This is a genomic window from Vibrio sp. 10N.247.311.13, assembly GCF_041467595.1.
Lineage (GTDB): Bacteria > Pseudomonadota > Gammaproteobacteria > Enterobacterales > Vibrionaceae > Vibrio > Vibrio crassostreae_C.
Genome location: NZ_JBFSUX010000066.1, coordinates 1 through 21,827, shown reverse-complemented (window position 1 = coordinate 21,827; position 21,827 = coordinate 1). Strand labels below are relative to the sequence as shown.

The window sequence follows — 21,827 nt, the reverse complement described above, 5'->3', positions numbered from 1 at the left end:
ACAGACTCAGAATAGATTGTGAACCAGAGACAAAGGAAACTAGTGTGAGAAAAACTACTTATACCAATGATGTTCTAAATGGACACCCTGTAATATCTCAACTCAATGTTGATGACTTACCGATGGGATGCCATCGTTTCTGGTTTGAGGCACAAACTAACGGTGTTGGTCAAAATCATCATTTACCTGTGGTCGTCTATCGCGGTGAGCAAAGTCAAAATGCTCGCAAAATAATGGTAACGGCAGGCGTTCATGGTGATGAATTAAATGGAGTTATTACCGCACAGAAGGTCATTCAAAAGCTCGTAAACGAGGAGATACACGGCACAGTCATCATTATTCCGATGATTAATGTGTCAGGTATGTTGATGCACAGCCGAGATTTTATTTCATCGGATCCGGATGCATCCCCAGCAAACCTTAACCGTATATTCCCTGGAAACCCGAACGGTGATGCCTCACAACGTTTTACACATTCAATTTGGCAGAACCTACTCAGCCATAATGCGGATCTTGCTATCGATCTGCATACCCAAACTCGCGGAGCAGAGTATCCTTTGTATGTCTTTGCCGATTATCGAATCCCCGCAGCAATCAAAATGGCTCGATTGATCAATCCTGACTGTATTTTTGATGATCCAGGTGATGATGGCGTTTTAGAAACGCAGCTCAATAAAAGTGGTACGCCCGCTATCACCGTCGAGGTTGGTTCTGGAAAGGTTTTACAACCCGACCTCATTGAGCGTTCAGTGAATGGCGTGATGAATATCCTGCACTCGGAAAATATCATCTCTACAAAGATAGATCAGCCTCACTATGCCTGCTTTGAAGGCAAAGAAACGGTGACCATTAGAGCCAATGTCGGTGGTTTCGCTCTCCCTCAAGTTAAGGTCAGTGAATCAGTACAATCAAAACAATTGATTTCAATTCAATATGATAGTTTTGGTTCTGAAAAACAACGTTATTACGCCCCTGCTGATGGCTATGTACTCAGTGTCAATCAAGATCCGATGCGTGAACCGGGCGCTTTGTTAGTCAGACTATTGAAGTAACACGTCACTTCATCAAATGGCTCTTTACTGATGGCATTTTGAGTCGTTAACCCATATTGTGAAAAGGGGATAACTCGGCAGAGCTATCCCCTTATTATTACTTATAAATATTAATCACTTACTGTGATCGGTATGACTATGATTAGTATTACTGCTGAGAAAGCCCAGTACCACTGCGCCAACCATGACTGCACAAACAATGGCAAATAGACGTGTCATTTGTGCCGAGAGGGACGCAGATCCTGGGTGGCTGATGATCTGATAAGCCAAGGTCGTAAAATTAGTAAACAAGAGCTGATAAATCGTCAGATTCGCCTGCCGCCTGATAGCAAAACACGCAAGTTGCAAACCACACACCAAACTCACGCCATAAATAACCAAGATTGGAGCGCCTGACACCATCATGATCATCACAGGTAACGTAAACAGAATGCCAACGCCAGTGGTGACAAGCTTGTTTCGGCTGAATGTACGGTGGTCGTGATTCGATGGGCTTTTCAACATACTGCCAAGCGTAATCGCAATCAACATCGTTTGTGACACCGAATTTCCTACCAAAATCGCCAGCACAACCACAACCGCGGTCGCTTTAAATGCAACCATGATATAGTCACCAGTAGTGGGCGCATCGGAAACGGCCGCAGTCGGAAGGACATTCACTTCATCCCCCGGGAACAACCAGAACCCCAAGTAAGTGACGATCAAAGCTATCACCAGCTTTTCAAAGAACAATAGGGGCAATCCCGCCATTGGGAGATGCATCTGCTTGTTGACCACCACCATCACGATGACCACGATAATGGTCAGTGTCGCGATGATATCTTTTGTATTCTGATGGCTACGCTGATAACTCCAGAACAGCAATAGCCAGCAATAGAGGACAAAACCGGTTGGCGAGTCGACCAATACACTACCAAAAAACACCACACCAAAGCTGATTAAGATTAATGCAACAATCACCTTTAATATTAAATTAATCGGTGGTTTGGATGGCATCAATGTCATGAACATCACAACAAATATGGGCGACAAAACAGCGAGCATCTGCCCACTTTGTTGATGGTAGAACAATAGCGAAAGCGGCAGTAACACCAATCGAATAATGGAGTTAGCTGAGCTATGAAACATAAGTCCACACGCTTAGAATTCTCATCCAAAGCTGAGCAAGCCACTCACCTGGGGTACTTTGCTCTGTCATGACAGCCACTGTGGCTTGTGAACCAAAACGAATGTTGCTTGGAACCTCACCATGATCAAACACAATATTGACTGGGTAGCGCTGCGCGGCAATAGAATTGGTGTCTGAATTTAAAAAGCCAGTCTCTTGGTCAGTGCTATTGCTGCCACCCGTTCCCCAACCAATGCTATCAACCGTGCCGTATAGCACTCGCCCCGGTAACGCATCCAATACGATCTCAACTCTTTGCCCGACTTGTATATGCTCTAGCGAGTTTTCTCTGTATAACGCAGATATCCACACCTCTCGCGGATCAACAAAGGTCAAAACAGGTGAGCCTGCGGTTGCTCGCTGGCCTACCGTCAGTTGTAGGTTACTCACCACGCCATGAGAAGGAGCCATCACTTGGGTTTTCTGTAAGCTGAGCTGAGCCTGCTCAAGGGCTGCAATCGCCGCCAACACTTGTGGATTATCACTCCCTTCTGGCCCTAACGCTTGTTTTGCCTGAACCAAAGAGGCTTCTGCGGCTTTCAATGACGCTTCAGCACGATCACGATTCTCTATGGCGTTGTCTAATTCAGAGCGGCTAACCAGCCCTTTACTGGCGAGTTCACTCACTCGACTCGCTTGCTCTCGAGAATTATCCCGAGCCGCAACCGCCTCGGTCACTTTCGCTTGTGCAACGTTAACCGCCGCTGTGCTTGCGCCAATATTTTGGCCTACTTGAGCAAGATTCGCTTCAGCGGAACGCAAACTGATCTGATAGTTTCGAGCATCAATTTCAAACAACACTTGGTTCGTTTCAACGACCTGATTATTTTCAGTTTGCACAGACGTGATATTGCCAGAAACTTCAGGAGCAATACGCACAATATAAGAGTGAACACGGGCGATCCCCGTCATTGGTGTGACGCGGTCGGCCCACAAACTGTAAAGCCACACTACTAAAATAACCGAAATAATAATTAAACTAAGCTTACGCGAAGATTTTTCTGCTTTTGACATGCTCTCTCTCTCGATCCGACAGCACGATTTACTCGCCTGCCGAATACGATGTTTTAAAAATTAAAGTGAATTCCACTTCATTGTAGTCTAGTCGATCTGTCTCTTGAGTAAAAACAAACGATTACTTGAAATATTGTCACGGCAACAATTAACACTCAACAAAAAGCCACACATCCCATTACTGAAATGTGTGGCTGTTTAGAGCTGTTCTGATACGAACTTAGATAAGTTTAGGGGTTACTCCATATCACCTAACAAGTAATCTTCATCGCTGCTCACTACTGCGCCGTGCTTCAAGAAGTTCTTACCTAGGATCATGCTGTATTCGAAGCGAGAACGGTCTTGAAGGTTTACCCTCACCTCTTTCTCTAGGTCTCCGAGCTTAACCTTCATTTCTACCACAGGGCGAATGTTCACCTTCTCGCCTTTCTTGGCTTTGATACGCATTACATCAATCACTGGCTTGGTGAAATCTTGCTTATCGCCTTGGTTGTTTTGATAGGTAAAGCTCACCATGTCTTGGCCATCTTTCTTAAATCGTTTGATGTTGACTGCGTTCATTGAGCTTACATCCGCACCAGTGTCGAGCTTGGCCGGGAACTTCATGCCGTTCACTTCTACTACTTCAATATGCCCAACTTTAAACAGTGGTTCGGCTTTCAGAAGGTAATCAGAACGCGTATTAACGTAAACGCCCTCTTTTGCCATCTTCTTGCCTAAAATAAAGTACGCTTCTTTCTCATTTGTATTGAGCACGTCGATGGCGAACTCTTGCGTACGCACTTTTCCAGACACCGCAAACTCACCACTTACAACAGGGCGAGTATCATCCCCGACTTTAAGCTTCTTAATAATTGGCTTGGTCACCTTCTGCTTCTCACCATTTACATCCGTAAGATAAAATTCAACGGAAGCATCTTTGCCTTTACCTGTCATTTCAAAACTGTCGACCTTCAGCAAAGGTGTATTGACAGTGAAAGAAGCCACGGCCTTAAGCGGGAAGTTATCAATCGTAATGTCTTCTTCTGGTGAGATAATTAAAGGCTCACCAGCCTCCGCCACATCGCTAAAGCTCTCTGAACCTTCAGAAAGAATATTTTCTGCATTGGTATCAATCATGAAGAGCTCACTGGCTGTGCTGGTTCCAAATCTCAACTGCGACTCACTACTCGAGCGCTCACGTAGGTACACCAGAACGTCTTTAGTTGTGTTTTCATCGAGTTGAACTGGCACATAGACTAAAGGTCTCTTCTTACCGCTCACGCTTAACATACGAACCAACGGCAATGTCATCTCTTTTTGTTTGCCGTCGTTATCGAACATATCAAACGTCACTTCACTGTTCTTTTTGTCTATGTCGATGTCTTTAGCATGCAAAATACTGTAGCGGTTCTTTAAAGAGAAGGTCGCATTCATCGCCATTCCAGAGATAGACACCACCTCTTTACGGCCAACAACCGTCGCATTTTCTTGCTCTTGCAAGTAGTCATAACCCGCAAACACCAAAGCGTTATCAGCAAGGAAGGTTTTACCAATCAGCACAGGCGCAGAGAAGTGGCTTCTGTCGGTCAGGTTAACGTCTGTTTTTAGCTCTTGGTCTGCAATGGTGAGCGACATTTTTACGGTAGGGCGAAGCAAAGGCGTGCTGCTGGTGCGGCTGCGTATCATGCTGACACGCTCTAAAGGCGCTTCGATTAATACCATGTCTCCCGTCCGCGGGTTTTGAACCTTAAAAGACACCACAGCCTCATATTTCGCAAAGGTACTGCCATCCCAATCATCGTAATCAACATCGGAATTGTTCAACAGGTCTTCGGTTAACGCCGCCATCAACTCTTTGTCTTTGAGGTTTTGGTAATCGGGATTAGAGCTCTTCACATGAATGTCTTCAGCATGCATAGAAGTGGTTTCCGCACCGGTATCAATTTTACCAATGAAAGGAACGTCTTTAAGCCCTTGAACACTAGAGAGGTACACGTTCTCTGTACGGCCTAATACCGCCTTACCATCGAGTTCGTAAGTGGGATTTTGAGTGGTAGGTGAAGTGTCAGTAGCCAAAGTGTATTGTGAAAAAAGTAGAGTGCTTAAAAGAGTTAGAGCCAAAGGTATCTTTTTCATTAGTTGGTCCGTTGTGATCAGTTCACTAATAATACTGGCGTTTGCGCGAAGAGTTCCCCCACCAGCAATGGTTCTCACATAACGTTAACGCTATGAGTTTTTAAATGACAAACCGATGACTTTGCGCTGCATTCGCTTATCGATTATTGACTAATGGATACCCAATAACCTTTTCAATGCTCGGTGTTCTATTGAAGAAATGAATACAAAAAAGGCCAACGACGAGCGCTGACCTTAGCTATTCAAAACACACCTGAAGCGAGTTTAACTTGCTAAAACACAAACGGTTCTAGATAAACATAGCACTAAAAAGTCCTGACTGTTTTCTTTGCACAGATAGCTCGAGCTTTTTCTGCGTCCTCACCTTTATTTTTGAGATAGCACTGTCGATAAGATTCGACGTAGCGCTCAAATAACACCTCGGCTTCAGGTTGTGGTTTAGAGAGCAGTTGGTTAACGAACTTTCTTGATCCAACCTCAAAATGCTGAGTATCGATTGGGCTATTCCAATCCCCTCCCCAGATCATAAATCCGTGATGGGCAAACAGCTCCACCACATCTTCAGCCATGCCGCGGCGTTCTATTTCATCTCGCGCACGAAAGCGAGTACGGTTCACATAACGAGTCGCAGATTGTGAAGGCTTTACCGTGATTGTTCCGTTGCTATCGAACTCTAAGAAAGGGTTTTGAACTGGGTTGATGTCTATCGCCACACCATAGGCATGTTTCGACCAACCTCCTCCGCCTGTAATAGGACGAGCGTTAAAGGCGCTGCTGTTGTTCGCATCCATTGAGGCGCTATCATCACCTCTGAATTCACGCATTAGGCGAGCGGAATGAAGAGGAAAATTGCGCTGTTTGAGCTCTGAAAAGATTTGTTCAACAGCAGGCGCAATAACATCAAGCACGATCATATTGCCCTGTTGCGTTTCCCCTTTGAAACTAATGAAATCGAAATCCACTTTGGATAGTCGCTCACAACCAACGGGCGCACCACTACTCAAGACATTGTTCTTTTTCATCATGTCGCATTGCCATTGAGATATAGGGGCAACTTGGGCATAACTCACTGCACTGAGCACAGTGGCCAGACAGCCGACAATAAAACGTTTCATATCAAAAACTCAAAAATAGTAAGAGTGAAAAGTAGCAGAGTTGGAAAATAACATAAGTTGGAAAATAGCATATTAAGCCAAGTTGAGCGCACGCTTTGTTAGCGTGTTTTGTTCCAGTAAACAATCTCTCTAACTCGTCCGTTCTGATCCTTGTCAGCTTCTCCACCAACATCAGAAAGTTCAGGTAAGGTCGATAATTGCGGTGCGTAATAGGCAACTAACATAAGTACGAACGCATCGTAAATATCGTCTATCGCGGCGTCTTTACGTTTGGTATTTGAAATGGCCAACGACAAGCGGTCACACCATTGAGGGGATAGCTGCTGAATAATAGAAAGCCGTTCCTCTTTGCCTTCTTGCGTTCGTTTTGAAAACGTCAGCGGTTCGTCTTTCAATGCTGCAAACACCACTTCAGGATGTGATTCCCTGATAGAAAGATTGGGATGAGTTTCAATGAGCTCATCAAGCTCGCGAATCTTGGGCACAATTCCCCAAGTCTGTTTAGAAAACTTCTTATCAAGCTGCTCCACATTGGCACTGCACGCCGCAATGTAATCGGTTTGGTAAACCGCCTCACGACACGGAACCGGAAACACCGAAGAACCACGTTTGCTGGTTAGAAAACGCCTTGCTGCTTTGTCACACAAGCGATCTGGAGTTTGTGCATCACTAAAACCAATAGGCATATCGATAAGCGCCGTTGAACCGATAAGATCACTCGCTAGCTCATCGAGGGTGTTTACCACTTTAAACGCAGGTATCTCATTGTCAGAGACAATCCAAGCGATCCACCCCGCCTTGCAGCCATCAATTCCGATGTGTTTCATTGTTTGTAGAGATGCCTTCAGTCCACCTTCGAATATTTCCACTCAACTCATTCCCGCAATTGCAAAAGCCTTTAGCTTAGAAAACAAAAACTGGAACCTCGTTACGCTGTTTAAGAAAGAGTTCCGCTTATCATTCTTCACTACCCTGAATTTTATATTGTGTAATGGCCGAACAAATACAAACGTCACAATAGATGGCAACGACTAAAGCACAGTTACCGATTACCCATTACCCATTACCCATTACCCAACATCAATAACGCGTTTTAATCTCGCAAAAGTTTTCATGCTCTCATTTGCTTCAATAACTTCGTAATCTGGGTTATTTGCCTTCAGATAATAATTTCCTTGAGAATCTTTTTGAATCACCCGCAGTAGATATTGATTGTCACCGCTCTGATCTTGGATCTCTATAGCCATTGTATTGCCTGTTATAGAGCCGGCAGAAACCGGACTAACCAACTCTAAAAGTAATAACTGTCCATCCAAAATAGGCGATTTTCCACCATTCATTGAGTTACCAGATGCACGGGCTAAAAAGTGTTTTTGAGGGTCTACGTTATGTAGATCAACTTCCATCAACTCCAAATCATCATGGGTTCCCGTTTTAAAGTGGCCACAGGCAATCTTTAGATTAGGATAATAAGGCAGTTGAATAAGTTGCGCGGAAGATTGATCGCTTTCTAATACTGTCTCTGTATTTTTCCTTCTGTCTGCATATTTTGCTAACTGCAAATCCACTAACTCTTTAACTAAATCTCCTAATGCACTGATGTGATTCGGCTCAATTGGAAAGTTATTTTTAAAACGCCCATCTTCAACGACAAACCATGGAGTGGCATTTTTTCGGTTTCCCCCAATAAATGCATTGATAGGATTACTTTTCCAATACTGCAACCAAGTTGTCGACTCAACATCAAGCATCTGTTGTTTACTCGGTAAATCAGCGTCTCTAATCGAAGGGTAACGCGCCAAGACTTGACCACTTTTCGTTGCAAGATCTTGTAATGTTGGTGGAATTTGAAAACCGTCTAGTTCCAAAAATGCCTCTAACAGAATCGCTTTAAAGCTTTTCGTCATACTCATTTTTTGTATCGCATTCAGCAGGAACGTTTTATGTTCATGAGTCACAGCTTGAATGGCAGGTTCACTAATCTGCTCAGAGACTAATTCAAACCAACTTCCATGTTGCTTATTCACTTTGTTAAAATCGTAACCTGCACGATAAAACTCAACTGCTCTAGGTCTATGCCCTAAATGATTCATTAAATAAACAAACTCTTGGGACGAGGAGTGTCGCAACTGCTTCGATAGCTCTTGCCAGAATTCAGTCACTTCAGGGTCTATAGTGATATAACACCCCTCACCGAGTTCAGGAGATCGCGTTGATGTTGAGAGCTTGCTTAGCGATGAGGTCAAGTCCTGCAAGCCTAATACTTCTTGCTTATTCAAGAATGAACGATGGTTACCAATGAAATCAATGACCACTAAATGAGTCTTGTTAACGTGCCTCCTCAATCCTCTCCCAAGCTGCTGAATAAAGATAATGTTTGACTCGGTTGGCCGTATCATTAACACGGTATCAATTGACGGTAGATCCGTACCCTCATTAAAAAGATCAACCGTAAACAGAACTTGTACTTCACCTTGGTCAAGTAACCGCAACGCTTCATTGCGGCGTACAGAGGATTGACTGTGGACAGAGAGTGCTCTAAACCCTTCTTTCTCAAACGTTAAATTAAATTGCTCAGCCATATAATTAGCGTGAGTGATGGATACACAAAAAGCGAGAGTTCTAGATTGACGTCGCAGCTTCCAGTGTTCAAAAACGTGCTTCGCACGACGAGTCGTGGCAAATTGTGCATCGAGTGCAGAAGGCTCAAACTTACCGTTTCGCCAAGGAATCTCTTGATAATCAACAGAATCATCCCAAATTCCGTAATAGTGAAATGGCACCAAAATTTGGCTATCTATGCCATGAACGAGGTTTCTTTCGAAAACGAGATTATCATGGCAAAGAGATAATATATTGGCTTGGTCAGGCCGCTCTGGCGTTGCAGTCAACCCGAGCAAAAACTTAGGTTCGAAGTGATTCAGTATATTTAAGTAAGTGTTAGCGCTGGCATGATGAAATTCATCTACAACAATATAATCAAAGTAATTTGATGCAAACTTCTCTAAGTGATGCTCTCGGCCAAGGCTTTGTACTGACGCGAAAAGCATCTCTTTGTCCTGATCTTTGACTTTACCATGATAGTAGCCCGCAGACTTTTCTGGCCAAAGCTTAGAATAGGTATGAAAAGCTTGTCTCAGAATCTCTTCCCGATGTGCAACAAACAGAACTCTTTTGGCGTTCATCTGTTGAGCATCAAATGCTGATAACCACGTCTTGCCCATTCCGGTTCCCATAACCACAAGGCCGCGAACGTTCCCTTTGTTGCGACTAGCACTAAGTGCTAGTAATGCCTCAACCTGTGCCGAGTTAGGCGAATATGTTTCTTCATCAGTTAAAGAGCGATCTCCCACGGCTTTTAATTCTGGAGGTTGGCGGCGTTTAATATAGTCACTAATCCACTCATCTGAGATTCGAATAGCAGAAGGGTGGTGAAACAGCTTGTCAAATTGCTCTCTAATTTTGAAAAATTGTTGAGCGGGTTCTGAATCTAAAGGAGGTTGATAATCTAACCTTAAGCACCATTCATAGGCATTGGTTAATGCAGTTCTACTGATATTATTTGAGCCAACAAATGCAGTGCCATTATAGAAGCTCTGCTCCTCATCACTTCTCACAAAAATATAAGATTTGAGGTGAAAACTACGATTATTGGACTCAAAAATCTTAACCTCAACACCGTCATTATTTAGTGATGCGAGCGACCGTAAAGCGATTGGATGAGTAATATGAAGGTAATCGGAGGTTAGAATTCGTAGCTTAAGCGTGGTTCCTGCGCTGCGATGCCTTTCAATAGCTTCATAAATACTTGGAAGCAGTAAATCTAACCCTGATGGTTGTATAAAGGAAACCGCGATTTCAATCTCAGTGGCATAGTTGATGGCATGAACCAACTGGGGAAGCAACGGATCGTCATCCCCTACAGTTAAAAGATCCTGTTTTATGGTTAATGATTGCTTTGGCATAAAAATATTACCCTTTCTTAATCAGCAACGCATTTAGCCAACGTTCTTCGACCCTATCTGGCCGCTGATCACCGGTCTGCCAAACTTCCTTAACCTCCAACTGAGTTCCTTCTAAAACGGTCAGCAAGCTGCTTTCCGTCAAATTGGTAAACCGGCGCCCCCCTTTTACGACTTCCTTGTCTCCATACTTAAAAGAACAATAAAACACGGCTTTGGGTTTAAGGTAGGAGGATAAGTGCTCCAGAGTTTCAGGTAGCTCAGATAACGAAACATGCAGCAGAGAAGCACACGCCCAGATACCATCATATTGCGTAGTACTTTCAAAGCGAGTAAACGCACATTGCTGAATCGGAAGCGATGTATGTTGCCTCGCGAGCTCCACAAGTTGCTCGCTGAGATCAAAGGCTGTGACTGCAAACCCTGCTTTGTGAAAATACAAGGTGTCACGACCAGATCCGCAGCCCGCATCAAGAATGCTTGCGCCGTCATTGAGTAACGGTATAAACCTTTGATAAACAGGGGCCATGTCAACCTCAACCGTTCCTGAAAAAAATAGTTCAGCATTCTGATCGTAATAAGTCACGAGTCCACTCTCAGTGTGTCATTTAATTCACCCATTCTAACATATTGAAAAAGAGGAAGTGTTGTTGTGTATCAGCTCGATATTCATCCTTAACAACCTAAGCCCAAATAGCATATTGACCGTCTCTCTCATCACCCTATCAATAACCACTACAAACTAAACTCCGCAGAAAAATGAAACAAACAAGGTGCAAGGTGACAAGTGAACAGGGATAATTATTTTGATGCTAACCCAACCTCACCCCCTGCAGAATTAGACTAATGAACACATACTCCCACATAGATACCCCATTCAACCTGCGCCACAGCTGTTGGTTTTGTGGTGAACCTTCCAATGATGTTGTTGAATTCCCTAAGACAGCGCAGGCTATTGCCAAGATAGGCCATTCACCGATAGCACTGCCGGCTTGTAATGAGTGTGCGAGAATTAACTATTCAAAGAATCTAACCTCAATTTGGTCAGTGCGCGATCAGATAAAACACACTCTGATAGACAAGTACGCTAAGCACCTTGGCATCGGTGAGAACTGGACGGAGCAAGAGCTTATTGATTCTGATTTCTCGGGTTCGACGCTCGGTGGGTTTGGGCGCAGCGCTTGGAAGATGTATCAAATCGCCAAACAACGCGTCGATTATAAAGGCTGGCCTTTGTCGGTTGATGACATCCCACTTGAGGTATACGACGAAACCAGTGGCTTTGAGTTTGACGGTACTCGTTATGCCTCAATCAATTCATGTATCGACTATTTCACCAAGGCAGCAGGCGTAGACAAAGAGCTGTTGTCGCAGCTTGTCGACATCGTTTCATCAGAAAGGTTTAGCTACGCACTGCGAATCACCAAGCTGAACAAGAATGTCTCTAATACCAAGCGCTCGGAGATCGTCGAAGAGGTACTACAACAAGAGTCTGAACAAGAAGAGATACTGCTTGAGCAAGCTAATTCAATGTTTAACCCAAACGTCGAAGAGGTGAATATTTCAGGCTCAATAGCGCCTGTATTTGCCATTCAGTGGGCGCTGGCTAACAAGGTTAAAGATTTAGCCCACCTTTGTGCTCTCGAAGATGAGTATTTTGACTATTTCGAGCACCTCGGCGGCCCTGCAGCTTTCATGTCCTATAACGGCCTACAACTCTATTTAGAGTCGCGTCAAGATCCTGAATGGGTAGAAGAGTTGGATCCAAATAAACAGTATTGGTGAACATGCCTCGCTACTGGTGAACACGTGTAAGCTCGATAATCGTGTCAAACACCCATTGTTAGTCCTTGTTTTATATAAAGATCTAAAAACAGAACCCTATAACAGTTAATTGTTGCAATTCGGTTAAATAGAGTGAAAACTTCAAGCATCTAAAACTATTTAATCACTGCCATCTGCGGTGAGTAAGGAGTGAATTGTGCTTGCTGTTCTTCGTATTATTTTGGCTACGGTGTTTATTATTTTCACCACTCTATGTGCTTTTGTTTACTGCTTGTTTAGCCCCAAGAACCCCAAGCATGTGTACGTTTTCTGTCGTTGGTTCAACCAACTCCAAAAGATCATCGGTGTAAAACTGGTGCAACGCGGCCTAGACAATGCCCCGACACCAGAAAACAGCGTCTACATCTCTAACCACCAAAGCATATTGGATTTTGTGACCGATCCAGGAATGCTAAGACCACGCACTGTTTCATTGGGCAAACGCGATTTGTTGTACGTGCCTTTCTTTGGCCTGCTGTATTGGATCACCGGTAACATCATGATTAACCGCGAAGACAAATCCAAAGCACGCGATACCATCAAGCAAGTGGCGGAAGCGATTCATCAGAGAGACCTGTCTGTTTGGGTTTACCCGGAAGGAACCCGTAGTAAAGGGCGTGGACTACTGCCATTCAAAACAGGCGCTTTCCGAATGGCAATTGAAGCTGGTGTGCCTATCACCCCGATGTGTACTAGCACCACGCACAATAAGATCGACTTTAATCGTGCCAATAATGGCATTGTGATCACCGAGATGTTGGAACCTATCGATGTATCCGGATACAAGCTTAGCGACGCAAGAGAGTTGGCCAATCGCTGTCACGCACTCATGGCAGAGAAAATAGCAGAGCTTGATGCCGAAGTGGCTCGTTTAGAGGCGCAGCAAAAAACAGAGTTGGATTCAGATCGTTCTTCTACGAACTAACTCGCAACGAAACCACTGAGTCATCGCTCAGTTACTTAAAAAGACACTCAACGATCGCAACTCTCATTGTTCTTGTTTACTTGCTGGCGCTTATCCGCAAAATAAAAACAGGCGTTAACGGCTTTATAGAGCAATGGGAGCAAACGATGGAAGTGATTCACCATGGTGGCAAACATACTGTCACAGGATCTTGTCACGAGCTAAGAGATTCAGGCCAAGCGGTGCTCATCGATTGTGGCCTTTTTCAAGGTTTAGATCTTCAAGGTAAAAAGCTTCAAGGTGCGGACACTCGCCCTCTTGATATTGAATTTGAAACATCCCACCTCAACGCTCTGCTGCTGACCCATACTCACATTGATCATATTGGCCGATTACCTTGGTTACTCGCCAGTGGGTTTAACCAACCGATTTATTGCACGCAAGCCACCGCTGAACTTGCCCCTTTAATGATTGAGGATGGCTTAAAGCTGCAAGGACTCAGCAATAAACAGTCGAAGCTGATACTCAAAAAGATTCATTCGTTAATTGCTCCCAAGCCTTACGGGGAATGGTTTCCAATCACGTCTAAACAGCAAAACAACGGAAAGGATCATGATAGGCTAAATACTCTGTATGCTCGCTTTCAACCTGCGGGGCACATCTTAGGTTCTGCCTATATCGAGATTAAGTTACCCAACCAAGAGGTGGTAGTCTTCTCTGGCGATTTGGGCCCAAGTAACACACCACTACTGCCCGATCCTAAGCCACCACGACAAGCCGACTATCTGTTTATCGAATCCACTTATGGCACCAGTACACATGATGATATTGCTACGCGAGCTGAGCGTCTCAAAGCAATCATTGATCGTTCACTGCTCGACGGTGGCGTTATTCTAATTCCGGCATTTAGTATCGGCAGAACGCAGGAATTGCTTTTTGATATCGAACACCTGATCTTTGAGCATCAACTCAGTAGCGATATTCCTATTATTCTCGATTCTCCGATGGCTCAAAAAGTGACGCGTTCATACCGACGTTTTAAAGAGTTGTGGGGACAAGAAGCAAAGCTGCGTCTTGAACTGAAACGTCACCCACTCGCTTTTGAGCAGTGCATTACCGTTGATGGACATAGAATGCACAAGAAAATCGTGAATCGCCTCAAGTCGACAGGTGAACCCGCGATTGTGGTCGCAGCTTCTGGAATGTGTCAGGGCGGCAGGATAATGAACTACTTATCAGCCTTGCTTCCCGATAAACGAACCGATGTGATTTTAGCTGGCTATCAAGCTCACGGAACGCTCGGACGAGAGCTGCAACAAGGCGAAATGCAGGTTTTTATTGATAACAAAGACGTTGAGGTTAACGCTCAAATTCATGGCATGTCTGGCTATTCTGCCCATGCTGATAAAGAAGATCTCTACCGATTTATAGACGGCATCGCGACTCCACCGAAAGAGGTACATTTGATTCACGGAGATCCAAACACTCAGTCTGAGTTCGCTCAAGCTTTGGTTGGGAAAGGATTTAAAGTCGTTTAAAACAGGCGATTGATTCACGATTTCTGATTGCGGTAATCCTTACGGAAAGTTCTAAAAATCACTACTGATATTTTAAATAATACCTCCCCTTAAACCTGCCTAATTTCACTATATCGGTGATATATTCTTGCGTCTTTACCGTCGTAATGTGTTAACAGTCATTAGTACTGAACAACGTTTCCTCTCATTTTTCTTCTACTTTCCCTTCTGACACATATTGTGAGTTTCGAAAATTTGTATTAATCACTATTTATTCACTTTACAAACCGACACTAAAAACAACCAATTGCATATCAATTTTAATGAAACGATTATCAAATTAGCACTAAGCGTTAACAAACACTCCCTGTAACATGCTTTATGTCACAGTAATCCTAATAGGCAGTTAAATAATTTAACACTCGGGTTACAAGTGAAGTATTGTGTTGTTCGAAAAACAATCATAAGCAAAACTAACAGGGAAAATACTCATGCAGTCATTCGTTGATTTTTTGAATGGAATAATCTGGAGCCCAGTACTTATCTACCTATGTTTAGGTGCAGGTTTGTTCTACTCCATCATGACTCGATTTGTTCAAATCCGTCACTTCTTTGAAATGTGGCGCTTGCTACTATCGGGTAAAAGCTCATCAAAAGGCATCTCGTCTTTCCAAGCTCTAGCCGTTTCGCTATCTGGCCGTGTAGGTACAGGTAACATTGCTGGTGTTGCTGCCGCTATCGGTTTCGGTGGCCCAGGCGCAGTATTCTGGATGTGGGTTGTAGCCTTCTTTGGCGCCGCGACTGCTTATGCAGAATCTACGCTAGCGCAAATCTACAAAGAAGAAGACGAAGGCCAGTTCCGTGGTGGTCCGGCTTACTACATTGAAAAAGCAATGGGTCAGAAGTGGTACGCATGGATCTTCGCAATCGCGACTATTTTTGCATGTGGTATTTTGCTTCCAGGTGTTCAGTCAAACAGTATTGGTAATGCTGTAGAAGCTGCATTTGGATCAGGTGACATGATTGAAACAGCTGTCGGTACATTCAGTTTCGCTAAAATTTTCACCGGTACTGTTGTTGCTATCATCCTTGCTTTCATCATCTTTGGTGGTGTTAAACGTATTGCGAACTTCACACAGATCGTTGTTCCTTTCATGGCATTGGCTTACATCATCATCGCGTTCGTTATCATTCTGCTAAACATCAGCCAAGTGCCAACTGTTTTCGCAATGATTGTTGGTGATGCATTCACACCTATGGCAGGCTTCGGTGCTGCAATTGGTTGGGGTGTTAAGCGTGGTGTTTACTCAAACGAAGCAGGTCAAGGTACTGGTCCTCACGCGGCAGCTGCTGCAAGTGTTGATCACCCAGCTCAGCAAGGTTTAGTACAAGCATTCTCTATCTACATCGATACTCTTCTAGTATGTTCTGCTACAGCGTTCATGATCATCATCACTGGTGCTTACAACGTTCACGGCGGCGCTGAGGGTGTGTTCCTTGTTCAGAACCTAGCAGCAAACATTGGTGCCAACGGTCCTGTATTTACACAGCTTGCTATTGAAAGTGCACTACCAGGCATTGGTAAGCCGTTCATCGCATTTGCTCTGTTCTTCTTCGCATTTACAACGATTCTTGCTTACTACTACATCGCAGAAACGAATATTGCTTACCTACGTCGTACCATCAAGATCCCTGGCATGATGTTCGTACTTAAGCTTGTTCTTATCACTGCCGTTTTCTATGGCACAGTTAAAACAGCGAACCTTGCATGGGCAATGGGTGATGTTGGTGTTGGCTTGATGGCATGGTTAAACATCGTTGGTATTCTGATCATCTTCTTCATGTCTAAGCCTGCGCTTAAAGCTCTAGCTGACTACGAAGAACAGCAGAAACAAGGCGTAACTGAGTACACGTTCAACCCTGTAAAACTAGGCATTAAAGGTGCTACTTACTGGGAAGAGAAGTACAAGCGTAAGACAGGCAAGTCTCCTGAAGCAGAAGCTGCAGACACTAAACCTGTAGAGCAACCTTCAGCTTAAGCTTTCCTTAGCAAATAGGTCGCTTTAAAAAAATAGCGCTATTATTAACGCATAAAAAAGGGGTTAGCCATTTCGGCTAACCCCTTTTGTTTTATTCATAACCAATAAATGGCTTATAACAAACTAACTGTTCCCGAGTTAGAGTATTAAGCAGCGATTTCTTGTGTTGCCATTTGAGGTGCTTTCTTCTCACCGATAGGCAGTACTGTGCGGCCGTATTCGTTGTTGATTACTTGTGCCATTGCAAAGTAAATAGCTGAAGCGCCACAGAAGATACCTTCAAAACCAGCGATAGTGCCGATTAGTTCGCTGCCAGTGAAATCACGAGCTGCAAGTAGGAAGAACAAGATAGTTAATGAACCGAATACTACTTGTTTCGCCACTGGGTAGCATAGAGAACCGATGAACATGAAGCCTGTGAAGATGCCCCATAGTAATAGGTACCAACCCATGAATGCAGCAGGGCTTGCAGGTAGACCCATGTAAGGCATCACGATTAAACCAACCAAAGACAACCAGAATAGGCCGTAAGAAGTAAACGCAGTTGTACCGAACGTGTCACCACGTTTGAAACACATTGTGCCCACGATAACTTGGCTCAAACCACCGTAAAAAATACCCATAGCAAGAATCATTGAATCGATTGGAAAGAAACCTGCGTTGTGGATATTAAGAAGAATAGTGGTCATACCGAAACCCATTAAGCCTAGTGGCGCTGGGTTAGCTAGTTTGGTCGACATTGCGAATTTACCTTATTAAAGTGGTTGATTAAAAAAAAACAATAAAAGTTATCAGAAAATTTTAATCTATAAACCGTACAACTAGGTAATCCAGTTATCGAAAACTAAGATTGTACAAATGATCTTATGGAAAATAGGTTTCATAATAAACCTATTCAATTCACCGAAACTATCAATAAACAGATTCCCTATCACGTTCGTTCCTCACTGTAAGGAATGACGAGTGAGGTAAGTGTTGAGGCAATGAGACAAAGCCTGGTGCTACGTCACTCTAGAATCGAGGGACGGGATATCTGGAATCTACTCTTCGATATGAGCACGTTTGGTGCACTAAAGAGATTCCCTATCACGTTCGTTCCTCACTGTAGGGAATGACGAGGTTTTTTTAGGTACGATAAAAGAGATGGGGATGCGAAAAGAGTCTTTAGATTTGAGTAAGCGCCCCCTTAATAGCAAACGTAGGCAACAGGTGGCGAGCTTTTCGTTACTTGTTTACTCCATTAAATCTCGTATCTACTTGGACAGATTAAATTACGCTTGTTGTGGTTTAGATTCAGACACTTGAGATTGAACGTCTGAAGAAGCGTTTTTACTCGCGTCGCGCTTGGCTAACAGAGTTACAAGAATAAGCTGAACAACAAGAGCACCTAACACAACCAATGCACTTCCCGTAAAGCCTGCGACTACAAAACTAATCAGAGCAATAGAGCCGTTCATTAATGCGTAAGGGAGCTGCGTCTTAAAGTGTTCAAACTGATCACACCCAGCCCCGGTTGAAGAAAGAATCGTGGTTTCAGAGATCGGTGAGCAGTGATCACCAAACAAGCCACCCGATAACACGGCACCAATCGCGACGAGAAGCGGAGCATCTATCGCAATCGCGGTTGGAATAACTAAAGGCATCATTATCGCGAAGGTTCCCCACGATGAGCCCGTTGCGAATGAGATAATGGCAGACAGCAAGAACGCGACCGCAGGTACTAACCAGTAAGGGAAACCGCTCTGTGCTTGCTCAGCAATATAAGCCGCTGCACCCAACTCTTTACCAACGGTGCTTAATGCCCAAGCCAGTACCAAGATGATCGCGACTGGCATCATGTTTCCCATACCTTTTAAGTACACAGAAACACCATCTGAAAGCTTTCTTACACCGTAGTAAGCCATTAGCGAGATTAAGGTAATCGCCGCAAAGAAGTAAGCCGATGATAAAGCAGCTCTGAACGATGAACCTGCGACCTTTTGGAATGGGAAACCTTGTGGTACCAGCATGGCACACAACACCACCAGCATCACTAACAATGGTGCCCAGACAAAAGATGCCTTTGCATTTTTATGCGAGAACGGATTTAGTGATTCGTTATTCACGCCAGAGTTAATTCCCGCCTGGCAATCACGCTCAGCTTTTGCCATTGGCCCAAAATCTAAACCTTTAACGGACACGAGCGGAACGATGAAAATCGCGAGGAATGCGTAGAACTGAAAAGGAATCGCACCGATGAACGCATCCCAATCAGACATATTGACATTCAACGCCGTAAACTCTTTTTGAATCAGGCTCATGATATACACGCCCCACCCGATAAAAGGGATAAGGATCGCGACGGGTGATGATGTAGAGTCGATGATGAATGCCAACTTCTGTCTAGAAAGTTTCAGTTTATCGAAAAGAGGGCGAAAGACAGGACCAACAATCAACGGAGTACCTAAGTCAGAGAAAAATATCACGATTCCTCCAAACCACGCAGACAATTGAGCTTGGCACTTGTTGCTTACCCACTGAGTCACTCGCTTTGCAAACGCGACGCCACCACCGGACTTTTCCATCAATGCGACAAAGCCACCGATGAATACCAACAGCATGATCACACCAGCGTTATAGCTGTCGGTAAGTTGAGGGACTAGGTAACCTTTCACCATGGTACCAAACGTATCAAGCGGGTTAAGTTCGCTAAACATGCCAGTCAGCATTGCAACACCACTCAGCACACCAGCAAAAAGGCCTATCACCACATTCCTTGTCGCCAATGACAACACCAAAGTAATCACAATGGGGATGAGTGACGTGATATCTGTCTGTTCCATAGGTACACCTTAACCCTAAAATAAGAGAATAAATATAAATTAAATTTGAATATAAATTCACAAGCATCATTTGTACAGAACTTTATCCTCTAACTGGATAATTAGTCTTTAAATGCGCTTCAACATAGCCAAATAGACCAATCACCCTCCTTAAATAGCCAAGTTCGAAACGAAAAAAAGCCGAAAGTAGACACTTTCGGCTTTTGATTATTTATATCATTATGGTCGTACTACTGAACTCGTCGGTTAGACCGCTTTTCAGTATTCAGACGATCAATTACAACTAATTTCATCCCAGAACCAATTCGATTGAACTGGGCTTTCCCATACGCCCGGGCCGTTTTTAGCCACGAAGCACTTGCCGTTATGCGTCACTTTGTCGCCATTACTCACTTGGCTAACACCGGCTTGCCACGTAATAAATTCAGATGGATCGACAACCACTGGCGGTTCTGTCACAGGTGGTTCAACGGGTGCAGGGTCTACTGGTTCTGGATCGACAGGGGCAGGATCAACAGGCGTTGGATCTGTCACAACTGGTGGTGTTGGCTCGCCCGCTACTAGTTTCCAAGGGCCACCATTGGCAGGGTCATCCCCTTGTGTCCACCATTTCGCTTCATAGGTTGCGCCGTTATGCGTCACTTGGTCACCCGCGTTGTAAACCTTGGTCGCACTCCAACCATTACCACCCGGATCAGTACCAGGATCTACCGGATCCAGCTTATCGACAACTTTCACTTCAGGCCAACTCGCATGAGAACCATAGAAGTTGGTCACACACTTCTCGTAATCACCAGCCACCAGTGCGGAATAAGCCGTTTGGAAACCAACAAGCTCACACTCAAACGAGTAACCTTCTGGGCGGTCTGCGTAGTATTTCCAGTTACCATCCCAGTTGGTGTACAACACATCCGTTGCTCCGTTGAGGTTTAAGCTTCCGTAAGGCGTTTGCTGCCAACAAGTATTGGCTTCATCCGCTTCTACCGGAATTTCATAGTGCGCTGCTAACCCTTCCCAATAACGAATACGGTTAACGGGTTGGCCTTTGTCTTTGTTCTGCTCGCCACACTCAATACCACCATTGATCACGTTGATTGTGGTACCAAAGCCATAACCAATACCCGCATCCAATTCGCGTTGAGATGGCGTCCAAGTGCGGTCGATGACATGCAGCATAGCTGGTTTAGGTGCTTGAGGGGTAAGGAAAAACCAAATAGCAGAAGCCAAGTTCAACCATGAATCAGCAACCAAGCCTGGATTATTCAATAGCACCGTTGCATCGCCATCGAACATCACTTCCGAGAACGCACCGTAATTAAAGTGGTAAGAAAGCTGTTTAGCACCACGACCGAAGTAGCCCTGCCCCGCGGCACATGGCCAACGTGCATTCTGCCAATCGTTCTGACCACAACCCGTGGTATAACCTTCTTGGCCTTCAGACCAACCCATTTCACGAACATGCACCAGCGCTTGCTGCCACTCTTCTAGAGCTAATGGATTATCAGAGGTGTTGCCTATCGCGATGTGCCCACCCGTCTCTTGTGAAAAGTGAGCAAAGGCCGTGATGATGGATTTCTTACAGATGGCATCGGAGTCACGGCCATCGGTGTACTCTCCACAGAACGCTGGGAATTTACCGATCGCACGTAAGAAGCGAGTGTAGGTGTATTCTGGCGCTGCCATCTGAGTGAGGAAGTCCCATTCAGATTGAGGGAACACGCGCTCTACACGCTTTATGTTTTCAGGATTCGAGGGGGAACCGGGTTCAATCGCTTCAACGATTGTATTCGGGCGAGTTTGAAGGGCCTGTGACCAGATCGCATACATAGGATCGGATGTTTTCGCTTGTTCAGCAGCTTGTAGAGCCGACTTTTCAACAAGGTAACCATTCGGGTTTTGCGGATCAGGTTGAATGTTCAAAGACGCATGACTTTGCGCTGCTAATGTGCAGCCCAGTACTGTCGCCAAATATTTGATTTTTAACATGATGGATTCTCTTATCTGTCCTTAATAAGTCCATCAAAGAGTATGCTTCACATGTGGAATGGCCTAGCTGTAGCTGTGTGAATTTATAAAAAGTGCGAGTGATCTTTTTGATACATGGCTCAGCACAACAAAGCGTCTCATGGTTTCTTGAGCTGATATCTAGTTTCCAACTCATTTGGTTTCTAGTTATTGTTCATTTGATTTCGAGGTATTGCTCATAAGCCTTTAATGTAATGAATCAATATAATCAATCGAATCGAGTAGGAGGAGGCCTCACGGCCTCCGTCCTCTCACACCACCGTACAA

General features: G+C 44.4%; 15 protein-coding genes. 5 read left to right on the top strand and 10 right to left on the bottom strand.

Features of this window, described 5'->3' with window-relative positions:
* Positions 1–44: 44 nt before the first annotated feature.
* The gene (locus AB6E52_RS19830; protein WP_017059743.1) at positions 45–1,052 is read left to right on the top strand and encodes a succinylglutamate desuccinylase/aspartoacylase family protein; all 1,008 of its coding nucleotides are present in this window, start codon (positions 45–47) and stop codon (positions 1,050–1,052) included.
* A 114-nt stretch (positions 1,053–1,166) separates the two neighbouring features.
* Here AB6E52_RS19830 and AB6E52_RS19825 read toward each other — a convergent pair whose 3' ends face one another.
* From AB6E52_RS19825 to AB6E52_RS19795, 7 genes are all read right to left on the bottom strand, one after another.
* Positions 1,167–2,180: a DUF2955 domain-containing protein gene (locus tag AB6E52_RS19825; protein WP_017059742.1), complete on the bottom strand. Its 1,014-nt coding sequence runs from the start codon at positions 2,178–2,180 to the stop codon at positions 1,167–1,169.
* Complete coding sequence (locus AB6E52_RS19820; RefSeq protein WP_102320382.1) at positions 2,170–3,234, bottom strand: HlyD family secretion protein; 1,065 nt, start codon at positions 3,232–3,234, stop codon at positions 2,170–2,172. The genes AB6E52_RS19825 and AB6E52_RS19820 overlap by 11 nt, the downstream gene beginning before the upstream one ends.
* 237 nt (positions 3,235–3,471) lie before the next feature.
* On the bottom strand, positions 3,472–5,352 hold the full coding sequence (locus AB6E52_RS19815; RefSeq protein WP_102320390.1) for a RimK/LysX family protein: 1,881 nt from the start codon (positions 5,350–5,352) through the stop codon (positions 3,472–3,474).
* Between the two features lie 305 nt (positions 5,353–5,657).
* On the bottom strand, positions 5,658–6,467 hold the full coding sequence (locus AB6E52_RS19810) for a M15 family metallopeptidase (protein ID WP_102320383.1): 810 nt from the start codon (positions 6,465–6,467) through the stop codon (positions 5,658–5,660).
* A 98-nt stretch (positions 6,468–6,565) separates the two neighbouring features.
* Positions 6,566–7,294: a DUF429 domain-containing protein gene (locus AB6E52_RS19805; RefSeq protein WP_102320384.1), complete on the bottom strand. Its 729-nt coding sequence runs from the start codon at positions 7,292–7,294 to the stop codon at positions 6,566–6,568.
* Between the two features lie 243 nt (positions 7,295–7,537).
* Complete coding sequence (locus tag AB6E52_RS19800) at positions 7,538–10,432, bottom strand: DEAD/DEAH box helicase family protein (protein ID WP_102320385.1); 2,895 nt, start codon at positions 10,430–10,432, stop codon at positions 7,538–7,540.
* Between the two features lie 7 nt (positions 10,433–10,439).
* Complete coding sequence (locus tag AB6E52_RS19795) at positions 10,440–11,015, bottom strand: bifunctional 2-polyprenyl-6-hydroxyphenol methylase/3-demethylubiquinol 3-O-methyltransferase UbiG (RefSeq protein ID WP_241910585.1); 576 nt, start codon at positions 11,013–11,015, stop codon at positions 10,440–10,442.
* A gap of 260 nt (positions 11,016–11,275) precedes the next feature.
* Here AB6E52_RS19795 and AB6E52_RS19790 point away from each other — a divergent pair, with 260 nt between their 5' ends.
* The 4 genes from AB6E52_RS19790 (at position 11,276) to AB6E52_RS19775 (ending at position 16,713) form a co-directional block, all read left to right on the top strand.
* On the top strand, positions 11,276–12,214 hold the full coding sequence (locus tag AB6E52_RS19790) for a hypothetical protein (protein WP_102320386.1): 939 nt from the start codon (positions 11,276–11,278) through the stop codon (positions 12,212–12,214).
* Between the two features lie 196 nt (positions 12,215–12,410).
* Complete coding sequence (locus AB6E52_RS19785) at positions 12,411–13,178, top strand: 1-acylglycerol-3-phosphate O-acyltransferase (protein WP_065584647.1); 768 nt, start codon at positions 12,411–12,413, stop codon at positions 13,176–13,178.
* A gap of 146 nt (positions 13,179–13,324) precedes the next feature.
* On the top strand, positions 13,325–14,695 hold the full coding sequence (locus AB6E52_RS19780; protein ID WP_102320387.1) for an MBL fold metallo-hydrolase: 1,371 nt from the start codon (positions 13,325–13,327) through the stop codon (positions 14,693–14,695).
* Positions 14,696–15,165: 470 nt separating this feature from the next.
* Positions 15,166–16,713 carry a sodium:alanine symporter family protein gene (locus AB6E52_RS19775; protein WP_017069529.1) on the top strand — a complete coding sequence of 516 codons (1,548 nt, stop codon included), beginning with the start codon at positions 15,166–15,168 and terminating at the stop codon, positions 16,711–16,713.
* Positions 16,714–16,859: 146 nt separating this feature from the next.
* Here the strand turns inward: AB6E52_RS19775 and AB6E52_RS19770 are convergent, their stop codons facing one another.
* From AB6E52_RS19770 to AB6E52_RS19760, 3 genes are all read right to left on the bottom strand, one after another.
* The gene (locus tag AB6E52_RS19770; RefSeq protein ID WP_010440610.1) at positions 16,860–17,453 is read right to left on the bottom strand and encodes an acetate uptake transporter; all 594 of its coding nucleotides are present in this window, start codon (positions 17,451–17,453) and stop codon (positions 16,860–16,862) included.
* Between the two features lie 531 nt (positions 17,454–17,984).
* The gene (locus tag AB6E52_RS19765) at positions 17,985–19,535 is read right to left on the bottom strand and encodes a Na+/H+ antiporter NhaC family protein (RefSeq protein ID WP_102320388.1); all 1,551 of its coding nucleotides are present in this window, start codon (positions 19,533–19,535) and stop codon (positions 17,985–17,987) included.
* A gap of 273 nt (positions 19,536–19,808) precedes the next feature.
* The gene (locus AB6E52_RS19760) at positions 19,809–21,521 is read right to left on the bottom strand and encodes a chitinase (protein WP_102320389.1); all 1,713 of its coding nucleotides are present in this window, start codon (positions 21,519–21,521) and stop codon (positions 19,809–19,811) included.
* Between the last annotated feature and the right edge of the window lie 306 nt (positions 21,522–21,827).

Bases quoted from the DNA above. Each gene is read 5' to 3' on its own strand.
- AB6E52_RS19775 (WP_017069529.1), top strand. From the start codon at position 15,166: ATGCAGTCATTCGTTGATTTTTTGAATGGAATAATCTGGAGCCCAGTA.
- AB6E52_RS19820 (WP_102320382.1), bottom strand. From the start codon at position 3,234: ATGTCAAAAGCAGAAAAATCTTCGCGTAAGCTTAGTTTAATTATTATT.
- AB6E52_RS19805 (WP_102320384.1), bottom strand. From the start codon at position 7,294: ATGAAACACATCGGAATTGATGGCTGCAAGGCGGGGTGGATCGCTTGG.
- AB6E52_RS19800 (WP_102320385.1), bottom strand. From the start codon at position 10,432: ATGCCAAAGCAATCATTAACCATAAAACAGGATCTTTTAACTGTAGGG.
- AB6E52_RS19810 (WP_102320383.1), bottom strand. From the start codon at position 6,467: ATGAAACGTTTTATTGTCGGCTGTCTGGCCACTGTGCTCAGTGCAGTG.
- AB6E52_RS19790 (WP_102320386.1), top strand. From the start codon at position 11,276: ATGAACACATACTCCCACATAGATACCCCATTCAACCTGCGCCACAGC.
- AB6E52_RS19765 (WP_102320388.1), bottom strand. From the start codon at position 19,535: ATGGAACAGACAGATATCACGTCACTCATCCCCATTGTGATTACTTTG.
- AB6E52_RS19760 (WP_102320389.1), bottom strand. From the start codon at position 21,521: ATGTTAAAAATCAAATATTTGGCGACAGTACTGGGCTGCACATTAGCA.
- AB6E52_RS19780 (WP_102320387.1), top strand. From the start codon at position 13,325: ATGGAAGTGATTCACCATGGTGGCAAACATACTGTCACAGGATCTTGT.
- AB6E52_RS19770 (WP_010440610.1), bottom strand. From the start codon at position 17,453: ATGTCGACCAAACTAGCTAACCCAGCGCCACTAGGCTTAATGGGTTTC.
- AB6E52_RS19815 (WP_102320390.1), bottom strand. From the start codon at position 5,352: ATGAAAAAGATACCTTTGGCTCTAACTCTTTTAAGCACTCTACTTTTT.
- AB6E52_RS19825 (WP_017059742.1), bottom strand. From the start codon at position 2,180: ATGTTTCATAGCTCAGCTAACTCCATTATTCGATTGGTGTTACTGCCG.